The organism is Puerhibacterium puerhi, assembly GCF_009846865.1.
Classification (GTDB): Bacteria; Actinomycetota; Actinomycetes; order Actinomycetales; family Cellulomonadaceae; genus Puerhibacterium; species Puerhibacterium puerhi.
In genome coordinates this window covers 77917-93628 of the sequence record NZ_WUWN01000006.1, presented here as the reverse complement: position 1 = coordinate 93628, position 15712 = coordinate 77917, and the positions used below count along the sequence as shown (strand labels likewise).

At 75.4% G+C, this 15712-nt stretch carries 15 protein-coding genes; 4 read left to right on the top strand and 11 right to left on the bottom strand.

The features are described 5' to 3' along the window. Positions 1-20: 20 nt before the first annotated feature. Positions 21-1001 carry a hypothetical protein gene (locus GSF02_RS05580; RefSeq protein ID WP_159793598.1) on the bottom strand — a complete coding sequence of 327 codons (981 nt, stop codon included), beginning with the start codon at positions 999-1001 and terminating at the stop codon, positions 21-23. Between the two features lie 288 nt (positions 1002-1289). Between GSF02_RS05580 and GSF02_RS05575 the strand changes: the two genes are divergently transcribed. Then, entirely contained in the window at positions 1290-2069 is a 780-nt protein-coding gene (locus GSF02_RS05575) for a VOC family protein (protein ID WP_159793596.1), read from the top strand. Between the two features lie 106 nt (positions 2070-2175). On the opposite strand, the gene GSF02_RS05570 is transcribed toward GSF02_RS05575, so the two are convergent. Genes GSF02_RS05570 through GSF02_RS05545 form a run of 6 tightly spaced genes read right to left on the bottom strand, consistent with a single transcriptional unit; the run spans position 2176 to position 8890 of the window. Continuing rightward, positions 2176-2760 carry a CoA-binding protein gene (locus GSF02_RS05570; RefSeq protein WP_159793594.1) on the bottom strand — a complete coding sequence of 195 codons (585 nt, stop codon included), beginning with the start codon at positions 2758-2760 and terminating at the stop codon, positions 2176-2178. Further along, positions 2757-4100: an O-acetylhomoserine aminocarboxypropyltransferase/cysteine synthase family protein gene (locus tag GSF02_RS05565; protein ID WP_159793592.1), complete on the bottom strand. Its 1344-nt coding sequence runs from the start codon at positions 4098-4100 to the stop codon at positions 2757-2759. Before GSF02_RS05565 ends, GSF02_RS05570 begins: the two co-directional genes overlap by 4 nt. Next, positions 4097-6133, bottom strand: a complete 2037-nt coding sequence (gene acs, locus GSF02_RS05560) for an acetate--CoA ligase (RefSeq protein WP_159793590.1) — start codon at positions 6131-6133, stop codon at positions 4097-4099. The genes GSF02_RS05565 and acs overlap by 4 nt, the downstream gene beginning before the upstream one ends. Beyond that, entirely contained in the window at positions 6130-6969 is an 840-nt protein-coding gene (locus GSF02_RS05555; RefSeq protein WP_159793588.1) for an ABC transporter permease, read from the bottom strand. The genes acs and GSF02_RS05555 overlap by 4 nt, the downstream gene beginning before the upstream one ends. Next, on the bottom strand, positions 6969-8003 hold the full coding sequence (locus GSF02_RS05550) for an aliphatic sulfonate ABC transporter substrate-binding protein (RefSeq protein WP_408003860.1): 1035 nt from the start codon (positions 8001-8003) through the stop codon (positions 6969-6971). The genes GSF02_RS05555 and GSF02_RS05550 overlap by 1 nt, the downstream gene beginning before the upstream one ends. Beyond that, on the bottom strand, positions 8003-8890 hold the full coding sequence (locus GSF02_RS05545; RefSeq protein WP_159793586.1) for an ABC transporter ATP-binding protein: 888 nt from the start codon (positions 8888-8890) through the stop codon (positions 8003-8005). The genes GSF02_RS05550 and GSF02_RS05545 overlap by 1 nt, the downstream gene beginning before the upstream one ends. 510 nt (positions 8891-9400) lie before the next feature. Here GSF02_RS05545 and GSF02_RS05540 point away from each other — a divergent pair. Next, on the top strand, positions 9401-10261 hold the full coding sequence (locus tag GSF02_RS05540; protein WP_159793584.1) for an NAD(P)-dependent oxidoreductase: 861 nt from the start codon (positions 9401-9403) through the stop codon (positions 10259-10261). A 66-nt stretch (positions 10262-10327) separates the two neighbouring features. After that, a complete protein-coding gene (locus GSF02_RS05535) occupies positions 10328-11221 on the top strand; it encodes a hypothetical protein (protein WP_159793581.1) in 894 nt (297 codons plus the stop codon). Positions 11222-11502: 281 nt separating this feature from the next. On the opposite strand, the gene GSF02_RS05530 is transcribed toward GSF02_RS05535, so the two are convergent. Beyond that, positions 11503-12123 (bottom strand): nucleoside/nucleotide kinase family protein, encoded by a 621-nt coding sequence (locus GSF02_RS05530; RefSeq protein WP_159793579.1) that lies wholly within the window; start codon positions 12121-12123, stop codon positions 11503-11505. A 91-nt stretch (positions 12124-12214) separates the two neighbouring features. Here GSF02_RS05530 and GSF02_RS05525 point away from each other — a divergent pair, with 91 nt between their 5' ends. After that, positions 12215-13576: an APC family permease gene (locus tag GSF02_RS05525; protein ID WP_159793577.1), complete on the top strand. Its 1362-nt coding sequence runs from the start codon at positions 12215-12217 to the stop codon at positions 13574-13576. Between the two features lie 115 nt (positions 13577-13691). On the opposite strand, the gene GSF02_RS05520 is transcribed toward GSF02_RS05525, so the two are convergent. The 3 genes from GSF02_RS05520 to GSF02_RS05510 form a co-directional block, all read right to left on the bottom strand. Then, positions 13692-14048: a TraR/DksA family transcriptional regulator gene (locus GSF02_RS05520; protein WP_408003859.1), complete on the bottom strand. Its 357-nt coding sequence runs from the start codon at positions 14046-14048 to the stop codon at positions 13692-13694. A gap of 68 nt (positions 14049-14116) precedes the next feature. Further along, a complete protein-coding gene (locus GSF02_RS05515; protein WP_159793575.1) occupies positions 14117-15277 on the bottom strand; it encodes an SLC13 family permease in 1161 nt (386 codons plus the stop codon). A gap of 90 nt (positions 15278-15367) precedes the next feature. Beyond that, entirely contained in the window at positions 15368-15712 is a 345-nt protein-coding gene (locus GSF02_RS05510; RefSeq protein WP_201308812.1) for a hypothetical protein, read from the bottom strand.

The following is a 15712-nucleotide window of genomic DNA, read 5'->3' as shown; positions in this document are numbered from 1 at the left end:
CCGGGCCGGTGCGCGGCGTCTCAGGTCCCAGGGACATAGCCACCGCCTCCCGTGCTGGGGTTGCCGACGCTCCCGGCGCCGGACCCGCCGGTGGTGCCGGTGCCGCCCGACGTGCCGTAGCCGGCACCGCCGAACGTGCCCGAGCCGCCCGGCGCGCCGGCCGTGGTGCTCGTCGACGTGCCGTAGGTCGCGCCGGTCGGCGTGCCGGTGCCCGCGGTCGGGGTCAGGCCCGCGGTGGGGTCGCCCGCGGCCGTGCCGGCCGAGTGCTGACCGGCGTACTGCGCCGTGTGCTGGCCGCCCGTGGCGGACCCGCCCGACGACGAGGTGCCGCCGGCGTCCTTGGCGCCGCGCAGCAGGCGCCCGACGACGAGGCCGGCGCCGGCGGCGACGGCGAGGAAGACGCCCGGGCGCCGGCGCGCGAAGTCCTGGACCTCCCGCACGACGTCGCCCGGCTCGCGCTGCTCGAACCAGTCGGCGACGCGGCCCGCCACGTCCGAGCCGCGCTGCACCAGGTCGGTGGCGTAGCCCGGGTCGTCCACGGCGCTGCCCATCTGCCCCAGCTCGGACCCGATCTGGCGGATCGTCCCGGCCAGCCGCTGCTGCTGCGTGGACGCCTGCTCGGTGACCTCGGTGCGGGCCTGGTCCACCAGGCTGCGCGCGCGTTGCGTCGCCTCGTGCGCGACGTCACCGGCCTTCTCCTTGGCCTGCTGCGCGACCTCGCCGGCGCGCTCCTTGGCCTCCTGGGCGACCTCCTTGCCGGCCTCGCCGGCCTGGGACGCGGCCCCGGAGACGCGCTCCTTGACGCCGCTGTCGGACCCGGCGCTCTCCGAGCCGGGCGTGCCGCCGCCCGGCATACCGCCGGGTGCGCCGGCCGTGGTGCCGTAGGAGGCGGACGACGGCGCGGTCTCGGGCGTCGTCGGCGTGCTCGGCGGGTAGCTCGGCGGCTGCCCACCCGGACCGGACGGCGTGCCGCCCGTGCGCGGGAAATCGGTCTCGCTCATGTGATCCCTCCGGGTCAGCCCGCGGGCTTCGCGGGCGCTGGTTCCGGGCGGGCAGCACGACCTGCGGGACGCTGCCCTCCCGGTCGGCCGCTTCGTGACCTGCCATCGACCATGGCCCCGGGGCTGCTCGCTCACAATTCGACGGGCACCGAAGCCGCGAGGTCAGGGGCGTGCGGGCCTCGGCGCGACAGGTGTCGGCAGGGCGCGAGAGGCTTGTCCTCGGCACGGGCGCCGGACGCCGTCCGCCCGGCCGAAGCGGCACGAGCACAGCGAGCGGGAGGAACCTCGATGAGCGAGACCACGAGCACCGGCACGAGCGGGTCGGGCGCCGACGCCGAGGCGCCGGGCGCGCCCACCGTCGGCATCGCACGGCTGGACACCGTCGTCCTGGACACGCCCGACATGCAGCGGGACGCGGCGTTCTGGGCGCGGCTCACGGGCGGGGAGATCACCGCGACCGACGACGACTGGTACGAGCTGCGCACCCCGGACGGCTGGCAGCTCGCGTTCCAGCTCGCGCCCGACCTGGTGCCGCCGCAGTGGCCCGGCCAGGAGCACCCGCAGCAGCTGCACATCGACCTGCGCGTGCCGGACGTCGCGGCGGCCACCCAGGAGGCGGTGGCGGCCGGCGCCCGGCTGCTGCGCGAGAACGCCACGTGGAACACCCTCGCGGACCCCGCCGGGCACACGTTCGACCTGGTCGAGTCCGCCGAGGTGGCGACGACGGCGGTGTGGGGCATGTCGTTCGACGTCGACGACGCGAGCGCGGCCGCCCGGTTCTGGGCGAACGTGCTGGGCGACCCGATCGCCTACGAAGGGGAGGAGGGCGCCATGCTCGGCGGCGGCAAGGCGGTGATGTTCCAGCACGTCGACGGCTACCAGGCGCCCGACTGGCCGGACCCGTCGCGCCCGCAGCAGGGCCACCTCGACCTGCGCGTGCCGGACGGCGACCTCGACGCCGCGGAGGCGGCGGTGCTCGCCCTGGGCGCCCGGCGGCTGCCCGGCGGGGGCGAGGGCTTCCGGGTCTTCGCCGACCCGGCGAACCACCCCTTCTGCCTCTGCCGCTGACGCGGCGCGCCCGCGCGCCGAGACCCGGATTCTCGGGCGGATCCCGTGCGGGATCCGCCCGAGAATCCGGGTCTCGGCGTCGGTGTCTCGGCGGTCTCGGCGGGCGTCAGCCCGGGCCGCGGCGGCTGCTGATGACGCCGGTGTCGAACCCGGCCAGGTGCAGCCCGCCGTGGAAGCGGGCGTGCTCGATCTTCACGCAGCGGTCCATGACCACGTCCAGGCCGGCGGCCTCGGCGATCGCGGCGGCCTCCTCGTTCCAGGAGCCCAGCTGCAGCCACAGGGTCCTCGCCCCGACCTCGACGACCTCGCGCGCCACGCCCGGCAGGTCGTCGTGCTTGCGGAACACGTCGACGAGGTCGGGCACCACGGGCAGGTCCGCGAGCGACTTGTAGACCGGCCGGCCGAGGATCGACTCGGCCCGCGGGTTGACGAAGTAGACGTCGTACGGCGAGCTCGACAGCAGGTACGTGGCCACGAAGTAGCTGGCCCGCGCCGGGTTGTCGCTGGCGCCGACGATGGCGATGCTCCGCGTCGCACGCAGGATCGCCAGGCGCTCCGGCGCGCTGGGGCCCTGCCACGTGCGGACCGCCGCGCCGTCGCCGGCCGGTGCCGCCGCCGTCCCCGCCCCGGCGGGAGCCGCGGCGCCGGGCAGCGCGCACGCCGCGCCGTCGAGAGCGTCGGTCGTGCTCATCGCGTCTCCCCCGTCGCCTTGGTCAGGGCCTGGTCCAGGTCCCAGATGATGTCCTCGACGTCCTCCAGGCCCACCGAGATGCGGATGAGGTCGGCCGGCACGCCGGCGGCCTCGAGCTGGGCGGGCGTGAGCTGCTGGTGCGTGGTCGAGGCCGGGTGGATCACCAGCGTGCGGGCGTCGCCGATGTTCGCCAGGTGCGAGGCGAGCTGCAGCGACTCGATGAACGCCCGGCCGGCGTCGCGCGCGGCGTCCGCGGCAGCCTGCCCCTCGCCGTCGTCGGCGGCGGCGGACGAGGGCTTGACCCCGAACGCGAACACCGAGCCGGGGCCGAGCGGCAGGTACTTCTTCGCCCGCTCGTGGTGGCGGTGCGTCGGCAGGCCGGCGTAGGTCACGTAGGCCACGCGCGGGTCGGCGTCGAGCCACTCCGCCACCGTCCGGGCGTTCGCCAGGTGCGCGTCGAGGCGCTGCGGCAACGTCTCGACGCCCTGCAGCAGCTGGAACGCCGACTGCGGCGAGAGCGCGGGGCCGATGTCCCGCAGCTGCTCCGAGCGCAGCTTGGTGAGGAACCCGTACTCGCCGAAGTTGGCCCACCACCGGATGCCGCCGTAGCTCGGCACCGGCTCGGTCATCTGCGGGAACTTGCCGTTGCCCCAGTCGAACCGGCCGGACTCGACGACGATGCCGCCGAGCGTGGTGCCGTGCCCGCCGAGGAACTTGGTCACCGAGTGGATGACGATGTCCGCGCCGTGCTCGATCGGCCGCACCAGGTACGGCGTGGCGAGCGTGGCGTCGACGACGAGCGGGATGCCGGCGGAGTGCGCCACCTCGGCGAGCGCCTCCAGGTCGGCGATGTCGCCCGAGGGGTTCCCGATCATCTCGGTGTAGAGCACCTTTGTCTCTGGCCGGATCGCCGCGGCGAAGTCCGCCGCGTCCGTGCCGGCCACGAAGGTGGTGTCCACGCCGAAGCGCCGCAGCGTGACGTCGAGCTGGGTCACCGTGCCGCCGTAGAGCTGGGCCGAGGCGACCACGTGGTCGCCGGCGCCGACCAGCGCGGCGAAGGTGATGAACTCCGCCGACATGCCCGACGCCGTCGCCACCGCGCCGATGCCGCCCTCGAGCGAGGCGATGCGCTCCTCGAGCGCGGCCACGGTGGGGTTGCCGATGCGGCTGTAGATGTTGCCGTACTTCTGCAGCGCGAACAGGTTCGCGGCGTCGTCGGCGCCGTCGAACACGAACGACGTCGTCTGGTAGATCGGCACGGCACGCGCGCCGGTGGTGGCGTCGGGGATGCCGCCGGCGTGCAGCGCACGCGTGCGGAACCCGAAGCGGTGGTCGCTCATCGGTTCTCCTTCGGGGTGCGGGCGGCCGCGACCGCCTGGCGGACCTGGTCCACCGCCCACGGGTTCTGCAACGACGTCGTGTCGCCCAGCTCCTGACCATCCCACAGCTGGGCGAGCAGGCGGCGCAGGATCTTGCCGCTGCGGGTCTTGGGCAGCTCGGGCACGACGACGACGTGCCGCGGCTTGGCGACCGGTCCGATCTCGCGCGCCACCTGGGCGCGCAGCTCGTCGGCCGACGGCGCGGGCTCGCGCGCGGGGACGACGAACGCCGCCACGGCCTGCCCGGTCACCGGGTCGGTGACGCCGGTGACGCCGGCCTCCCCGACGCCCGGGTGGGCCACGAGCGCGGACTCGATCTCGATGGTGGACAGGCGGTGCCCCGAGACGTTGACGACGTCGTCGAGGCGCCCCAGCACCCACACGTAGCCGTCGTCGTCCACCGTGGCGCCGTCGCCGGCCACGTAGTACGCGCCGTGCTCGCCCTTGCCGGCGTACTTGGCCCAGTACGAGTCGCGGTAGCGCTCCGGGTTCCCCCACACGGTGCGGGCCATGCCCGGCCACGGGCGGCGCACCACGAGCGTGCCGGAGCGGCCGGGGCCCACGGGCACGCCGTCGTCGTCCACCACGGCCACGTCGACGCCGGGCAGCGCCACGGTGGCGGAGCCGGGCTTGAGCGGCGTGACGCCCGGCAGCGGCACGATCATCGCGGCGCCGGTCTCCGACTGCCACCACGTGTCCACGACGGGGGTCTCGTCGCGCCCGAAGTTCCGCCGGAACCACACCCACGCCTCGGGGTTGATCGCCTCGCCGACGGTGCCCAGCAGCCGCACCGTCGACAGGTCGTGGCCCGCGGGCAGCGTGTCGCCGAACCAGGTCATGAACGTGCGGATCAGGGTGGGCGCCGTGTAGTACACCGTGACGCCGTAGCGCTCGATGATCTCCAGGTGCCGCTCGCGGTGCGGGGTGTCCGGGGTGCCCTCGTAGATGACCTGGGTCAGGCCGTTCGAGAGCGGCCCGTAGATCTCGTAGGTGTGGGCGGTGACCCACGCGAGGTCGGCGGTGCACCAGTGCACGTCGTCCGGCTTGGCGTCGAAGTGCGCCCAGTGCGCCCAGCTGGCGTGCGTCAGGTAGCCGCCGCTGGTGTGCACCAGGCCCTTGGGCTTGCCGGTGGTGCCGGAGGTGTAGATGACGAACAGCGGGTGCTCGGCGTCGAAGAACTCCGGCTCGTGGGTCTCGGGCTGGGTGTCGACGACGTCGTGCCACCACACGTCGCGCCCCTGCGTCCACGGCACGTCCGGGGTGTCGTCGCCGGTGCGGCGCAGCACGAGCACGTGCTCGAGGTGCTCCAGGCCCGCGGCGGCGGCGTCGGCGGCCGACTTGACCTCCACGGCCTTGCCGCGGCGGTACTGGCCGTCGGTGGTGACCAGCAGCTTGGCCCCGGTGTCCTCGAGGCGGAACCGCACGGCCTCGGCGGAGAAGCCGCCGAACACCAGGCTGTGGACGGCGCCGACGCGGGCGCACGCCAGCGCGATCACCACGGTCTCCACCAGCACCGGCAGGTAGACGACCACGCGGTCGCCGGGCCCGACGCCGAGCGCCGTGAGGGCGTGGGCGGCCTGGGCGACGCGGCGCTGCAGGTCGGCGTAGGTGACGCTGACGCGGTCGCCGGGCTCGCCCTCGAAGTGCAGGGCGACCTTGGCGCCGCGGCCGGCGGCCACGTGCCGGTCCACGCAGTTGACCGCGACGTTGAGCCGTCCGCCCACGAACCAGCGGGCCTCGGGCACGCTGAGCTCGCCGGTCGCCGGGTCGACCACGGGCGGTGCCCACTCGTGGGCGGTGTGCCACTCCTGCGCCCAGTCGAGGCGGCGGGCGGCCTCCTCCCAGAAGGCGACCGGGTCGGCCGCGGCGCGGGCGTAGACGTCCGGCCCGACGTTCGCCTGGGCGGCGAAGGCGCCCGACGGCGGGTAGACGCGGTTCTCGACGAGGCGGGCCTCCGCCTCGGTGCCGGTCGCGGTCGTGTCCGTCGTCGTCATGCCCACCTCTTCAGCAGTCGCTTCTCCACCACGCCCACGAGGGCGTTGGTGATCGTGCCCAGCAGCGCCAGCAGCACGATGGCCAGCAGGATCCGGTCCACGCGCCCGTTCTGCTGGGAGTCCGTGAGCAGGTAGCCCAGGCCCATCGAGGAGGCGATGAGCTCGGCGGCCACGAGGAACAGCCACGCCTGGGCCAGCGCCAGCCGCAGGCCGGACACCAGCGAGGGCAGCACCGCGGGCAGCTGCACCGTCCTGAACAGCGACCAGCCGCGCAGGCCGAACGACCGGCCGGCCTCGACCAGGTGGGGGTCCACGTGCCGCAGCGCGGCGGCCACCGTCGTGTAGACGGGGAAGAACGCGCCGATGGCGATCAGCGTGACCTTGGACTCCTCGCCCATCTTGAGCCACAGCAGCAGCAGGGGCACCCACGCCAGCGACGGCACTGCGCGCACGGCGGCGAGCATGGGGCTCAGCAGCACGTCGCCCGCCCGCGAGAGGCCGACGACGGCCGCCACGGCCAGGCCGGCGACCGCGCCGATCGCGAAGCCGACCAGCACGCGCTGGGTGGAGATCGCCACGTGGTGGCCGAGCTCGCCGCGCCGCACCAGGTCGACGGCGGCGTCCCACACGGCCACCGGCCCGGGCAGCTGGTAGGCGGGCACGAGTCCCGCCGCCGTGACCCCCTGCCACACGGCCAGCAGCAGCACGGGCACCAGGAGCCCGCCGACGACGACCACGGGCCGCCGCGACCAGAACGCCGGGCGCCCGCCCGCCGCCGTCGTGCCGGCCGCGGACGGCGCGACCGCCCGGTCGCCCGGGATGTGCCGCGCCGCCATCACTCCGTCGCCTTCTCGACGAACTGGGTGTCGAACAGCGAGTCGAGCGCGTCGTCGACCTGCTGCTGGTTCGGCACGTCGCCGTTGGCCACGAGGATCGGGCCGACCTTCTCGAGCACCTCGCGCTGCGCGTCGCCCGGCACCGGGTCGACGTCGAGGTTGCTGCGCTCCTCGATCACCGTGGTGGCGACCTGCGGGTCGATGCCCGCGACGTCGGCGAGCAGCGCCGAGACCTCGTCCGGGTGCTCCTGCGCCCAGGCGCGGGCCTCCTCGTAGGCGTCGACGACGACCTGCGCGACGTCCGGGTGGTCGGTGACGAACTCCTCCGTCGCGTTGAGGAAGCCGTAGGTGTTGAAGTCGACGTTCCGGTACAGCAGCTTGTCGCCGGACTCGGCCTCGGCGGCGGCCATGATCGGGTCGAGGCCCGACCAGGCGTCCACCGAGCCGTTGTCGAGGGCCGTGCGGCCGTCGGCGTGCTGGAGGTTCTGCACCTCGACGTCCGCCGGGTCGACGCCGTTCGCCTCGAGGGCCTGCAGCAGGAAGAAGTACGGGTCGGTGCCCTTGGTGGCGGCGACCGACTTCCCCTCGAGGTCCGCGACGGACGTGATGCCGGAGTCCGGGCCGACGACGATCGCCGACCACTCCGGCTGGCTGTACACGTCGATCGTCTTGATGGGCGAGCCGTTGGCGCGGGCCAGCAGCGCGGCCGAGCCGGCGGTGGAGCCGACGTCGACGGCGCCGGCGCGCAGCGCCTCGTTCGCCTTGTTCGAGCCCGCGGACTGCAGCCAGTTCACCTCGACCGAGTCGCCGAGCTCCTTCTCGATGAGCCCCTGGTCGCGCACGACCAGGCTCAGCGGGTTGTAGGTGGCGAAGTCGATGTTCAGCGTGTCGGTGCTCCACTGCGAGCCGGCCGAGGAGTCGCCGCCGGCCGCGGCCGCGGACCCCTCGCCGGCGACGCAGCCGGCGGTCGCCATCAGGGTCGCGGCGGCGAGGGCCGAGGTGACGGTGGCGAGGCGGGCGGTGCGGATGCGCATCAGGACTCCTGGGTGGGGGCGAGCGGGGACGGGTCGGGGGTGGTTCCGTGGTGGGCGTCGACGCCGAGGCCCGCCAGCAGCTCCACGCGCAGCTCGGCGAGCGTGCGGTCGGCGCGGTCGCGCGGGCGGGCGCCGGGCACCTCGACGACGCGCGCGACGCTCGGGGCGGCGGCGTCCGCGGAGCCGCCGCCGAGCGAGCGGAGCAGCAGCACGCGGTCGGCCAGGTAGAGCGCCTCCTCGACGTCGTGCGTCACGAGCAGCACGGTCGTGGGCTGGGCGGCGTGCACGTCGAGCAGCAGGTCCTGCATGCGCAGGCGGGTCAGCGCGTCGAGCGCGCCGAACGGCTCGTCGAGCAGCAGCACGCCGGGGTTGCGCGCCAGCGCCCGGGCGAGCGAGGCGCGCTGGGCCATGCCGCCGGAGACCTGGCGCGGGCGCAGGTCGGCGGCCTGCTCGAGGCCCACGAGGCGCAGCAGCTCGGCCACGCGCTCGCGGCCGGCGCGCCTGGCGGTGCCGCGCGGCAGGCCGAGCGCCACGTTCTGTGCCAGCGTGCGCCACGGCAGCAGGCGCGGCTCCTGGAACGCGACGGCGGTGCGCGGGTCCGCGGCGGTGACGCCCGCGCCGTCGAGCAGGATGCTGCCCGACGTCGGGGTGTCCAGGCCGCTGACCTGGCGCAGCAGCGTCGACTTGCCGCACCCGGACGGGCCGACGATCGCGACGATCTCGCCCGCGCGCAGCTCGACGTCGACGCCGCGCAGCACCTCGCGCGGCCCGGCGGGGGTGTCGAAGGTGCGCGCCACGGACCGCAGCGCGACGGCGTGGGCGCCGCGGCGGCCCGGCGCGGCGGGGCGCGCGGTGCCGGCGGCGGGGCTCGTGAGCGTGGAGGTCATGGTGGCGTCCTGGGTCGGCGTCGAGGTCGGCATCGTGGTCGGGCCGCGCGCGACCCGCCGGACTCTCCGGCGGCCGCGCGGGCCTGCGGTGCACCGGGTGCGAGCTCCGGGAGGTCCCGGTCCGCGGCGAGCGCGGTCACACGCCGGTGCGGCTCCGCATTCGACAGCGGCGCACGGCGGCACGGCACAGCGTGCGCGGGGCGAGGTGCACGGGGAGGGCGACGGCGGTCATGGCGGTCTCCTCTCCGGGCGGGCGCCGGTCGGCGGGCTGGGCCGCACGGCGGTCGCCGGGCGGCGTGGGCGGGCGTTTGTCTCGTATCGCGAGACATGTCCACCACTCGGAACGAACGCTAGGGAGCGGGCGGCGAGAGCGCCAGCGGCGTCCCGCGATGCGGACACCGGAACCGACCGTATCGTGAGACACCTGCCACCGGGCCCCGCCATCTCGGACGCGCGCGCCGCGCACCCGCGAGAGACTCGGACAGCACCGCATCCCTGAGGAGGACCCCCATGACCGACGTCGCGCTGCTCGGGACCGGGCGGATGGGCCACGAGCTCGCCGTCCACCTGCTGCGGGCGGGCCACCGCGTCACCGCCTGGAACCGCACGCCCGCCGGGGCCGACCGCACGGTGGCGGCCGGCGCCGAGCGCGCCGCGACCGCGCGCGAGGCAGCCGCGGGCAGGCCCGTCGTCATGACGGTCCTGTTCGGGCCCGACGCCGTCCAGGAGACGGTGCTCGACGGCGGCGTGCTCGACCCCGGCACCGTGTGGCTCGACGTGACGACGGTGGGCCCGGAGGACGCGGCCCGCTACGCCCGCTGGGCCGCCGAGCACGACGTCCGGTACGTCCACGGCCCCGTGGTCGGCACGCTGGCCCCGGCGCGCGCCGGGAAGCTCGGCGTCTACCTCGGCGGCGAGGAGGCGGCGGTCCAGGAGGTGCTGCCGCTCGCGCGGCTGTGGGCCGACCCCGAGCGCCTGCGCGTGGTGCCGCGCCCGCAGGACGCCGCCGTCGGCAAGCTGCTGGCCAACCTGGCCCTCGGCGTCAGCGTCCAGGGCCTGGTCGAGGCGCTGCGGCTGGCGCGCTCGCAGGGCACCGCGCCGGCCGACGCCCTGGCGATGCTCGGCTCCACCGGCCTCGGCTTCATCGCCGGGATGAAGCGCGACGTCATCCTCGACGGCACGTTCGAGGACACCCAGTTCTCGGTGGACCTGCTGGCCAAGGACGCCCGCCTGATGCTCGCCGCCGCCGGGACGTCGCTGCCCGCCGTCGAGGCGCTGCTGGGCACGCTCGAGGCGGCCCAGGCCGCCGGGCGCGGCGACCAGGACATCGCCGCCGCCGTCGTGCCGGAGCTACCAGCCGCCGACGCCTGACGCTACCCACGCCGTCGGGGCGCGGGATGCGCTCGGATGAGCACCGCTCGGCGGACGGGGGAACAGGTGAGCATCGACACGCAGGGGGGCGCCGGACGGGGCGCGACCAGGAGCCCGGACGCTCCGGAGGCCAGGAGGCCGACGCCGACGGCGCTGGTGCTCCGGCCGGTGGGGTACCTGCTGATGACGGTGCTGTGGATGGCCATCGCGGTGTTCCCCTTCGTGCTGGGGTACGGGCTCGTCCCCTCGGCGTACGTCATGTCCCACCTGTTCGCGGCGTGGGAGCCGGTGGAGGCGCAGCACCTCTACTGGTGGGAGGAGCTCCTGGGCATGGACCCGGAGCACCGCACCACCAGCATCGTCGGGATGGTGGTGATGATGGGGCCGCTGCTGGGGCTGGGGTTCCTGGGGATGATCGCCTTCGCCATCTACCCGATGATCCTGCTGTACGGGCTGGCGTTCTTCCGCTCCCTCAACCCCCGGTACAGCGGGGACCGCCTGACCTACACCACCTACGCGGCGCCGGGCAGCACCTTCGGCCCGCCCACCACCAGCGTGGCGCTGTCCGCCATCCCCACCTACGAGACGCGGTTCACCAGGCTGGTGATGCGGTTCTACTGGTACCGGTGGCAGCCCAGCGGCCGGATGATCCTGGGGATGATGCCCGCAGGGATGGGGCTGCTGCTGGGCGTTCTGGCGGTGGACCTGCTCACCCCCGCCCCGGGTCGCCTCTGCCGTGGGCGCCGTGGCGCTGGCCGCAGTGTCCGTGGTCATCGTCCGCCGGGACTGGCGGAGGCGGTACGACCCCACGCCGGAGGAGGTGGCGGCGGACCGGGAGCGGCACCGGACCAGGGACGAGGTCACGGGCAGCCGGAGGAGATGACCCCGCAGCAGCGGCTGGAGCGGGTCAAGAGGCTGCGCGCGGAACGTGAGGCCAGGATCACGATGGAGAGCGAGTGACCACGAAGGCCAGCGCCCCCGTCTCGAGTGGACCCTGGACGGCCCCCGGAAGGACCTCCTGTTCATCCGGAACCCCGACGTGACGGAGCAACAGGCCCGGGAGGCGGTCGAGCGCATCCGCGTCGCCGCCGTGGAGATGCATGCGCCTCGCCCGGCGATCGTCAGGCCGTCGAGCGCACCGGCCGCTGGTGGTACCCGATCTGGATCGTGGTGGGGTTCGCAGCGCTGCACCCGGAAGGCGAAGCGCACGAGGCACCGGTGATCGCGCCGGACGGCGCGGCTCAGCGCCGCACCAGCGCCGGGTGCCGCGGGTCGTCGGCGCGCACGACGACGTCGGCCCGCCGCTCCGGCTGCACCTCACGCCGGTAGCGGTCGTACGCGGCGAGCTGCCACGCGTCGTCGAGCGGAGTGTTGCGCGTCTCGGTGGGCGTGCGCAGCGCGAGGTGCACGGTGAGGTCGACGTCCAGGCCCCGGCCCATCGCGAGCGTCCCGTCGAGCACGACGACGGTGCCCGGCGGGGCGTCGGCGTACGGCGCGCGGGTGGAGCGGTCGGTGACAGGGTCGCGCAGCGTGGGCAGGTAGCGGCCCCGCTCGACGACGGAGCCGAGCACCTCGCGGTTGAGGCCGCCGACGTCGATCCAGGCGTCCAGCAGCGAGTCGGGGTCGCGCCGACCGTGCTCGAGCCGCAGCGACGCCGCCCGCAGGAAGTCGCGCACCCGGACGCGGGCGACGGGCCGGCCGGCCGCCCGCAGCGGCTCGACCAGGGCGTCCGCGAGCGCCTCGGGCCGGGTCGAGGGGTGGCCGTCCACCAGCACGCGCACCGCCCGCCCGCGGGGCCGGTCGGTGACCAGCGCGACCACGTGCGCCACCACGGCGTCGAACGACACGGGCTCCACACGCACCGGGCCATGCTGCCACGCGCCCCGCTCCCGTTCCTCTTCCTCCGCGGCGGTGGTCCTGCGAGCGGGCCCGGGCCGTGCCACCCTCCCCCGCATGACCACCGACGCCGCCCCGCAGAGCGCGACCGACCCCGAGACCAGGCTCTCGCGCTCGGTCAGCGGCAAGCTGCTGTACCTGTTCATCCTCGGCGACGTGCTCGGCGCGGGTGTGTACGCGCTGGTGGGCGCGATGGCCGGGGAGGTGGGCGGCGCCGTGTGGCTGCCGCTGCTCGTGGCGCTGGGCCTGGCGCTGCTGACCGCCGGCTCCTACGCCGAGCTGATCACCAAGTACCCCAAGGCGGGCGGCGCCGCCGTCTTCGCCGAGCGGGCGTTCAAGCAGCCGGCGATCTCGTTCCTGGTCGGCTTCTCCATGCTCGCCGCGGGCGTCACCAGCGCGGCCGGCCTGTCGGTGGCGTTCGCCGGGGACTACTTCGGGGCGTTCGTCGAGGCGCCCGAGCGCCTGGTGGCGGTGCTGTTCCTCGCCGCCGTCGCGGCGCTGAACATGCGCGGCATCCGCGAGTCCCTCGGCGCCAACGTGGCCATGACGATCATCGAGGTCGGCGGCCTGGTGACGGTCGTCGTGCTCGCGCTCGTGGTGCTCGGCCGCGGCGAGGGCGAGCCCGGCCGGGTCGTCCAGTTCGCCGACGGTGTCTCGCCCGCCACGGCCGTGCTGGCCGCCGCGGTGCTCGCGTACTACTCGTTCGTCGGGTTCGAGACCTCGGCCAACATGGCCGAGGAGGTCAAGGACGTGCGCCGGGTCTACCCCCGCGCGCTGTTCGGCGCGCTGGCCACGGCCGGCCTCGTGTACGTGCTCGTGAGCGTCGCGGCCGTCCTCGTCGTCGACCCGGAGACCCTCGCCGGGTCGAGCGGGCCGCTGCTCGAGGTGGTCTCCGAGGCGGGGATCGTCCCCGAGCAGGTGTTCTCGCTGGTGGCGCTCATCGCCGTGGCCAACGGCGCGCTGCTGACGATGATCATGTCGAGCCGCCTGGCCTACGGCATGGCCGAGCAGCGGCTGCTGCCCACCGTGCTGGACCGGGTGCTGCCCGGCCGCCGGACGCCGTGGGTGGCGATCGTGGTCACCACGCTCGTGGCGATGGCGCTCGTGTTCACCGGCGACCTCGCCGCGCTGGCCGAGACCGTGGTGCTCCTGCTCCTGCTCGTCTTCCTCAGCACCAACGTGGCCGTGCTGGTGCTGCGCCGCGACAAGGTCGAGCGCGAGCACTTCCGCGTGCTGAGCGTGGTGCCGGTGCTCGGCGCCGCGAGCTGCGTGCTGCTGCTGACCCAGCAGGACGGCGCCACGTGGCTGCGCGCCGGCGTGCTGCTGGTGATCGGCCTGGTGCTCTACGTGGCCATGCGGGTCACGCGCCGGACGCGGGGCGCCGACGAGCGCCCGGGCACCGCCGTCCACGTCGACTGACGGGCAGCCCACCTTCGCCGAGACCTGAGCTGTGGTCGTCTCCGGACGTCCGGAGACGACCACAGCTCAGGTCTCGGCGTGCGGGGTGGTCAGCGCGGGTGGTCAGCGTGGGTGGTCAGCGGGCGTGCTCGACGCAGCGGGTCGCCGCGGGCCGGGCCTCGAGCCGCCCCGCGGGGATCGGCCGGCCGCAGACCTCGCAGCGGCCGTACGTGCCGTCGTCGACCCGCGCGAGCGCGGCGAGCAGCCGCTCGCGCTCGGCGGCCGCGCCCGTGGCCAGGGCCGCCGCCTGCTGCCGCTCCCACGCGAGGGTCGAGCCCTCGGGGTCGTGCTCGTCGTCGACGTTCGCGTCCCGCCCCGACTCCGCGATCTCCGCCGCGAGCGCCGTCTGGCCCGCGAGCAGGCGCTCGACGTCGGCGAGCCGGGCACGCAGCCGCTCGCGCGCCCGGGCCAGGTCCACGCCGTCGTCGGTCACGGCCCCATCGTGCCCGACGACGGGACGCAGCGGTCGGCGCGAGGGCGGCGAGCGCCCAGGGTCAGCGCTCAGGCGGTCAGCGCCAGGGCCGCGACGCCGGCCAGCACGGTCAGCGGCGCGAGCACCGCGCCCTGCCGCAGCACCACCGACCAGCCCACCGGCACGCCGAACAGCCGCCGGCGGCACTGGTCCAGCCACAGCACCGTGGCCAGCGAGGCCCACACGGTCAGCTGCGGCCCCGCGTTGACGCCCACGAGCACGGCGCCCAGCGCGGGCGCGTCCGGCGCCGCCGGCGCGAGGGCCAGGAACGCCGGCAGGTTGTTGACGAGGTTCCCCGCGACGGCCGCCACCGCGGCGACCCGCAGCAGCGAGCCGTCCCCGCCGTCGGCCGTGCCGGCGACCGCGGCGAGCGCCGCGCCGAGCCCGTGCACGTGCAGCGCCTCGACGACGGCGAAGAGGCCGGCCACCGTGACCACCGCCCGCCACGGCACCATGTCCCGCGCCCGGCTGAGCAGCGGCACCCGGCGCCACCAGGTCATGACGCCCAGCACCGCCGCCCCCGCCAGCGCCACGGGCGCCACGGGCAGCTCGGCCGCGAAGCACACCGCCATCGCCGCCACCACCGCGCCGGCCAGCGCCACGGCGATCGTGTCGCGGGGCGCCTGCGGCTCGGACGGGAGGTAGCGACCGACGATCGCGCGCCGGTGCAGCAGCGCCAGCCCGGCGACCGTCGCGGCGAGCACCGCCAGGGCGGGCGCCCACATGCGCCCGACGTACCCGTCCCCCATGGCGTCGGCGGCCAGCAGGTTCGTGAGGTTGGAGACCGGCAGCAGCAGCGACGCGGTGTTGGCGAGCGCCAGGACGGTGAGCGCGAACGGCAGCGGGTCGGACCGGGTGCGGCGCGCCAGCGCGATGACGACGGGCGTGACCAGCACCGCGGTGGTGTCGAGCGACAGCACCACCGTGCAGGCCGTCGCGAGGGTCACCACCAGCAGCCACAGCACCGGCCGGCGGCCGCGGGCCAGCCGCGCGGCGCGGTCGGCGAGGACGTCGAACAGCCCGGCGCCCGCGCACAGCTCCGAGACGAGCGTGATGGCGACGAGGAACAGCAGCACCGGCCCGGTGCGCGACGCCAGGTCGGCGGCGGCCTCCCGCGGCAGCCAGCCGGTCAGCAGCACCAGGAGGCCGGCGGCGAGCGCCACCAGCCACGCGGGCACCCGTCGTCGCACCCGGCCATTGTGCCGCGCGCGGGGCCCGCCGGCGGCGTGCCCCGGGACGGGACGCCGCCGGCCGGGGCCCTGTGCCGCCGACCGGGCGCCTCAGCGTCCGGTGTCGGTCCGTCCGCGCGGCTCGTCGTCGTCGTGCACGATGAGCTCCGGCTCCGGCGCGCCCACCTTCTGCGGCGGGGCCTCCGGCGCGGCGGAGGTGTCGACGTACATCGGCCGCAGGCGCGCCCACACGGCGAACACGATCGCCGCGACGACCAGGGCGACGCCCGTCCACAGGTTGGCGTGGATGCCCCCCGTCTTGGCCAGCTCGGGGTCGGCGAGGACGGCGCAGATCAGCAGGAAGACGCCGATGAGGCCGAGCGCGATCGCGATGAAGAAACGGACGTCGAAGGCGCCGACGGTGCGCCTCGTGGACGCCGGGTCCCGGGAAACCAT

Excerpts from the sequence above, each read along its gene's own strand:
- GSF02_RS05580 (WP_159793598.1), bottom strand. The coding sequence starts at position 1,001 with ATGAGCGAGACCGATTTCCCGCGCACGGGCGGCACGCCGTCCGGTCCG.
- GSF02_RS05540 (WP_159793584.1), top strand. The coding sequence starts at position 9,401 with ATGACCGACGTCGCGCTGCTCGGGACCGGGCGGATGGGCCACGAGCTC.
- acs (WP_159793590.1), bottom strand. The coding sequence starts at position 6,133 with ATGACGACGACGGACACGACCGCGACCGGCACCGAGGCGGAGGCCCGC.
- GSF02_RS05550 (WP_408003860.1), bottom strand. The coding sequence starts at position 8,003 with ATGCGCATCCGCACCGCCCGCCTCGCCACCGTCACCTCGGCCCTCGCC.
- GSF02_RS05575 (WP_159793596.1), top strand. The coding sequence starts at position 1,290 with ATGAGCGAGACCACGAGCACCGGCACGAGCGGGTCGGGCGCCGACGCC.
- GSF02_RS05545 (WP_159793586.1), bottom strand. The coding sequence starts at position 8,890 with ATGACCTCCACGCTCACGAGCCCCGCCGCCGGCACCGCGCGCCCCGCC.
- GSF02_RS05555 (WP_159793588.1), bottom strand. The coding sequence starts at position 6,969 with ATGGCGGCGCGGCACATCCCGGGCGACCGGGCGGTCGCGCCGTCCGCG.
- GSF02_RS05570 (WP_159793594.1), bottom strand. The coding sequence starts at position 2,760 with ATGAGCACGACCGACGCTCTCGACGGCGCGGCGTGCGCGCTGCCCGGC.
- GSF02_RS05510 (WP_201308812.1), bottom strand. The coding sequence starts at position 15,712 with ATGGTTTCCCGGGACCCGGCGTCCACGAGGCGCACCGTCGGCGCCTTC.
- GSF02_RS05565 (WP_159793592.1), bottom strand. The coding sequence starts at position 4,100 with ATGAGCGACCACCGCTTCGGGTTCCGCACGCGTGCGCTGCACGCCGGC.
- GSF02_RS05525 (WP_159793577.1), top strand. The coding sequence starts at position 12,215 with ATGACCACCGACGCCGCCCCGCAGAGCGCGACCGACCCCGAGACCAGG.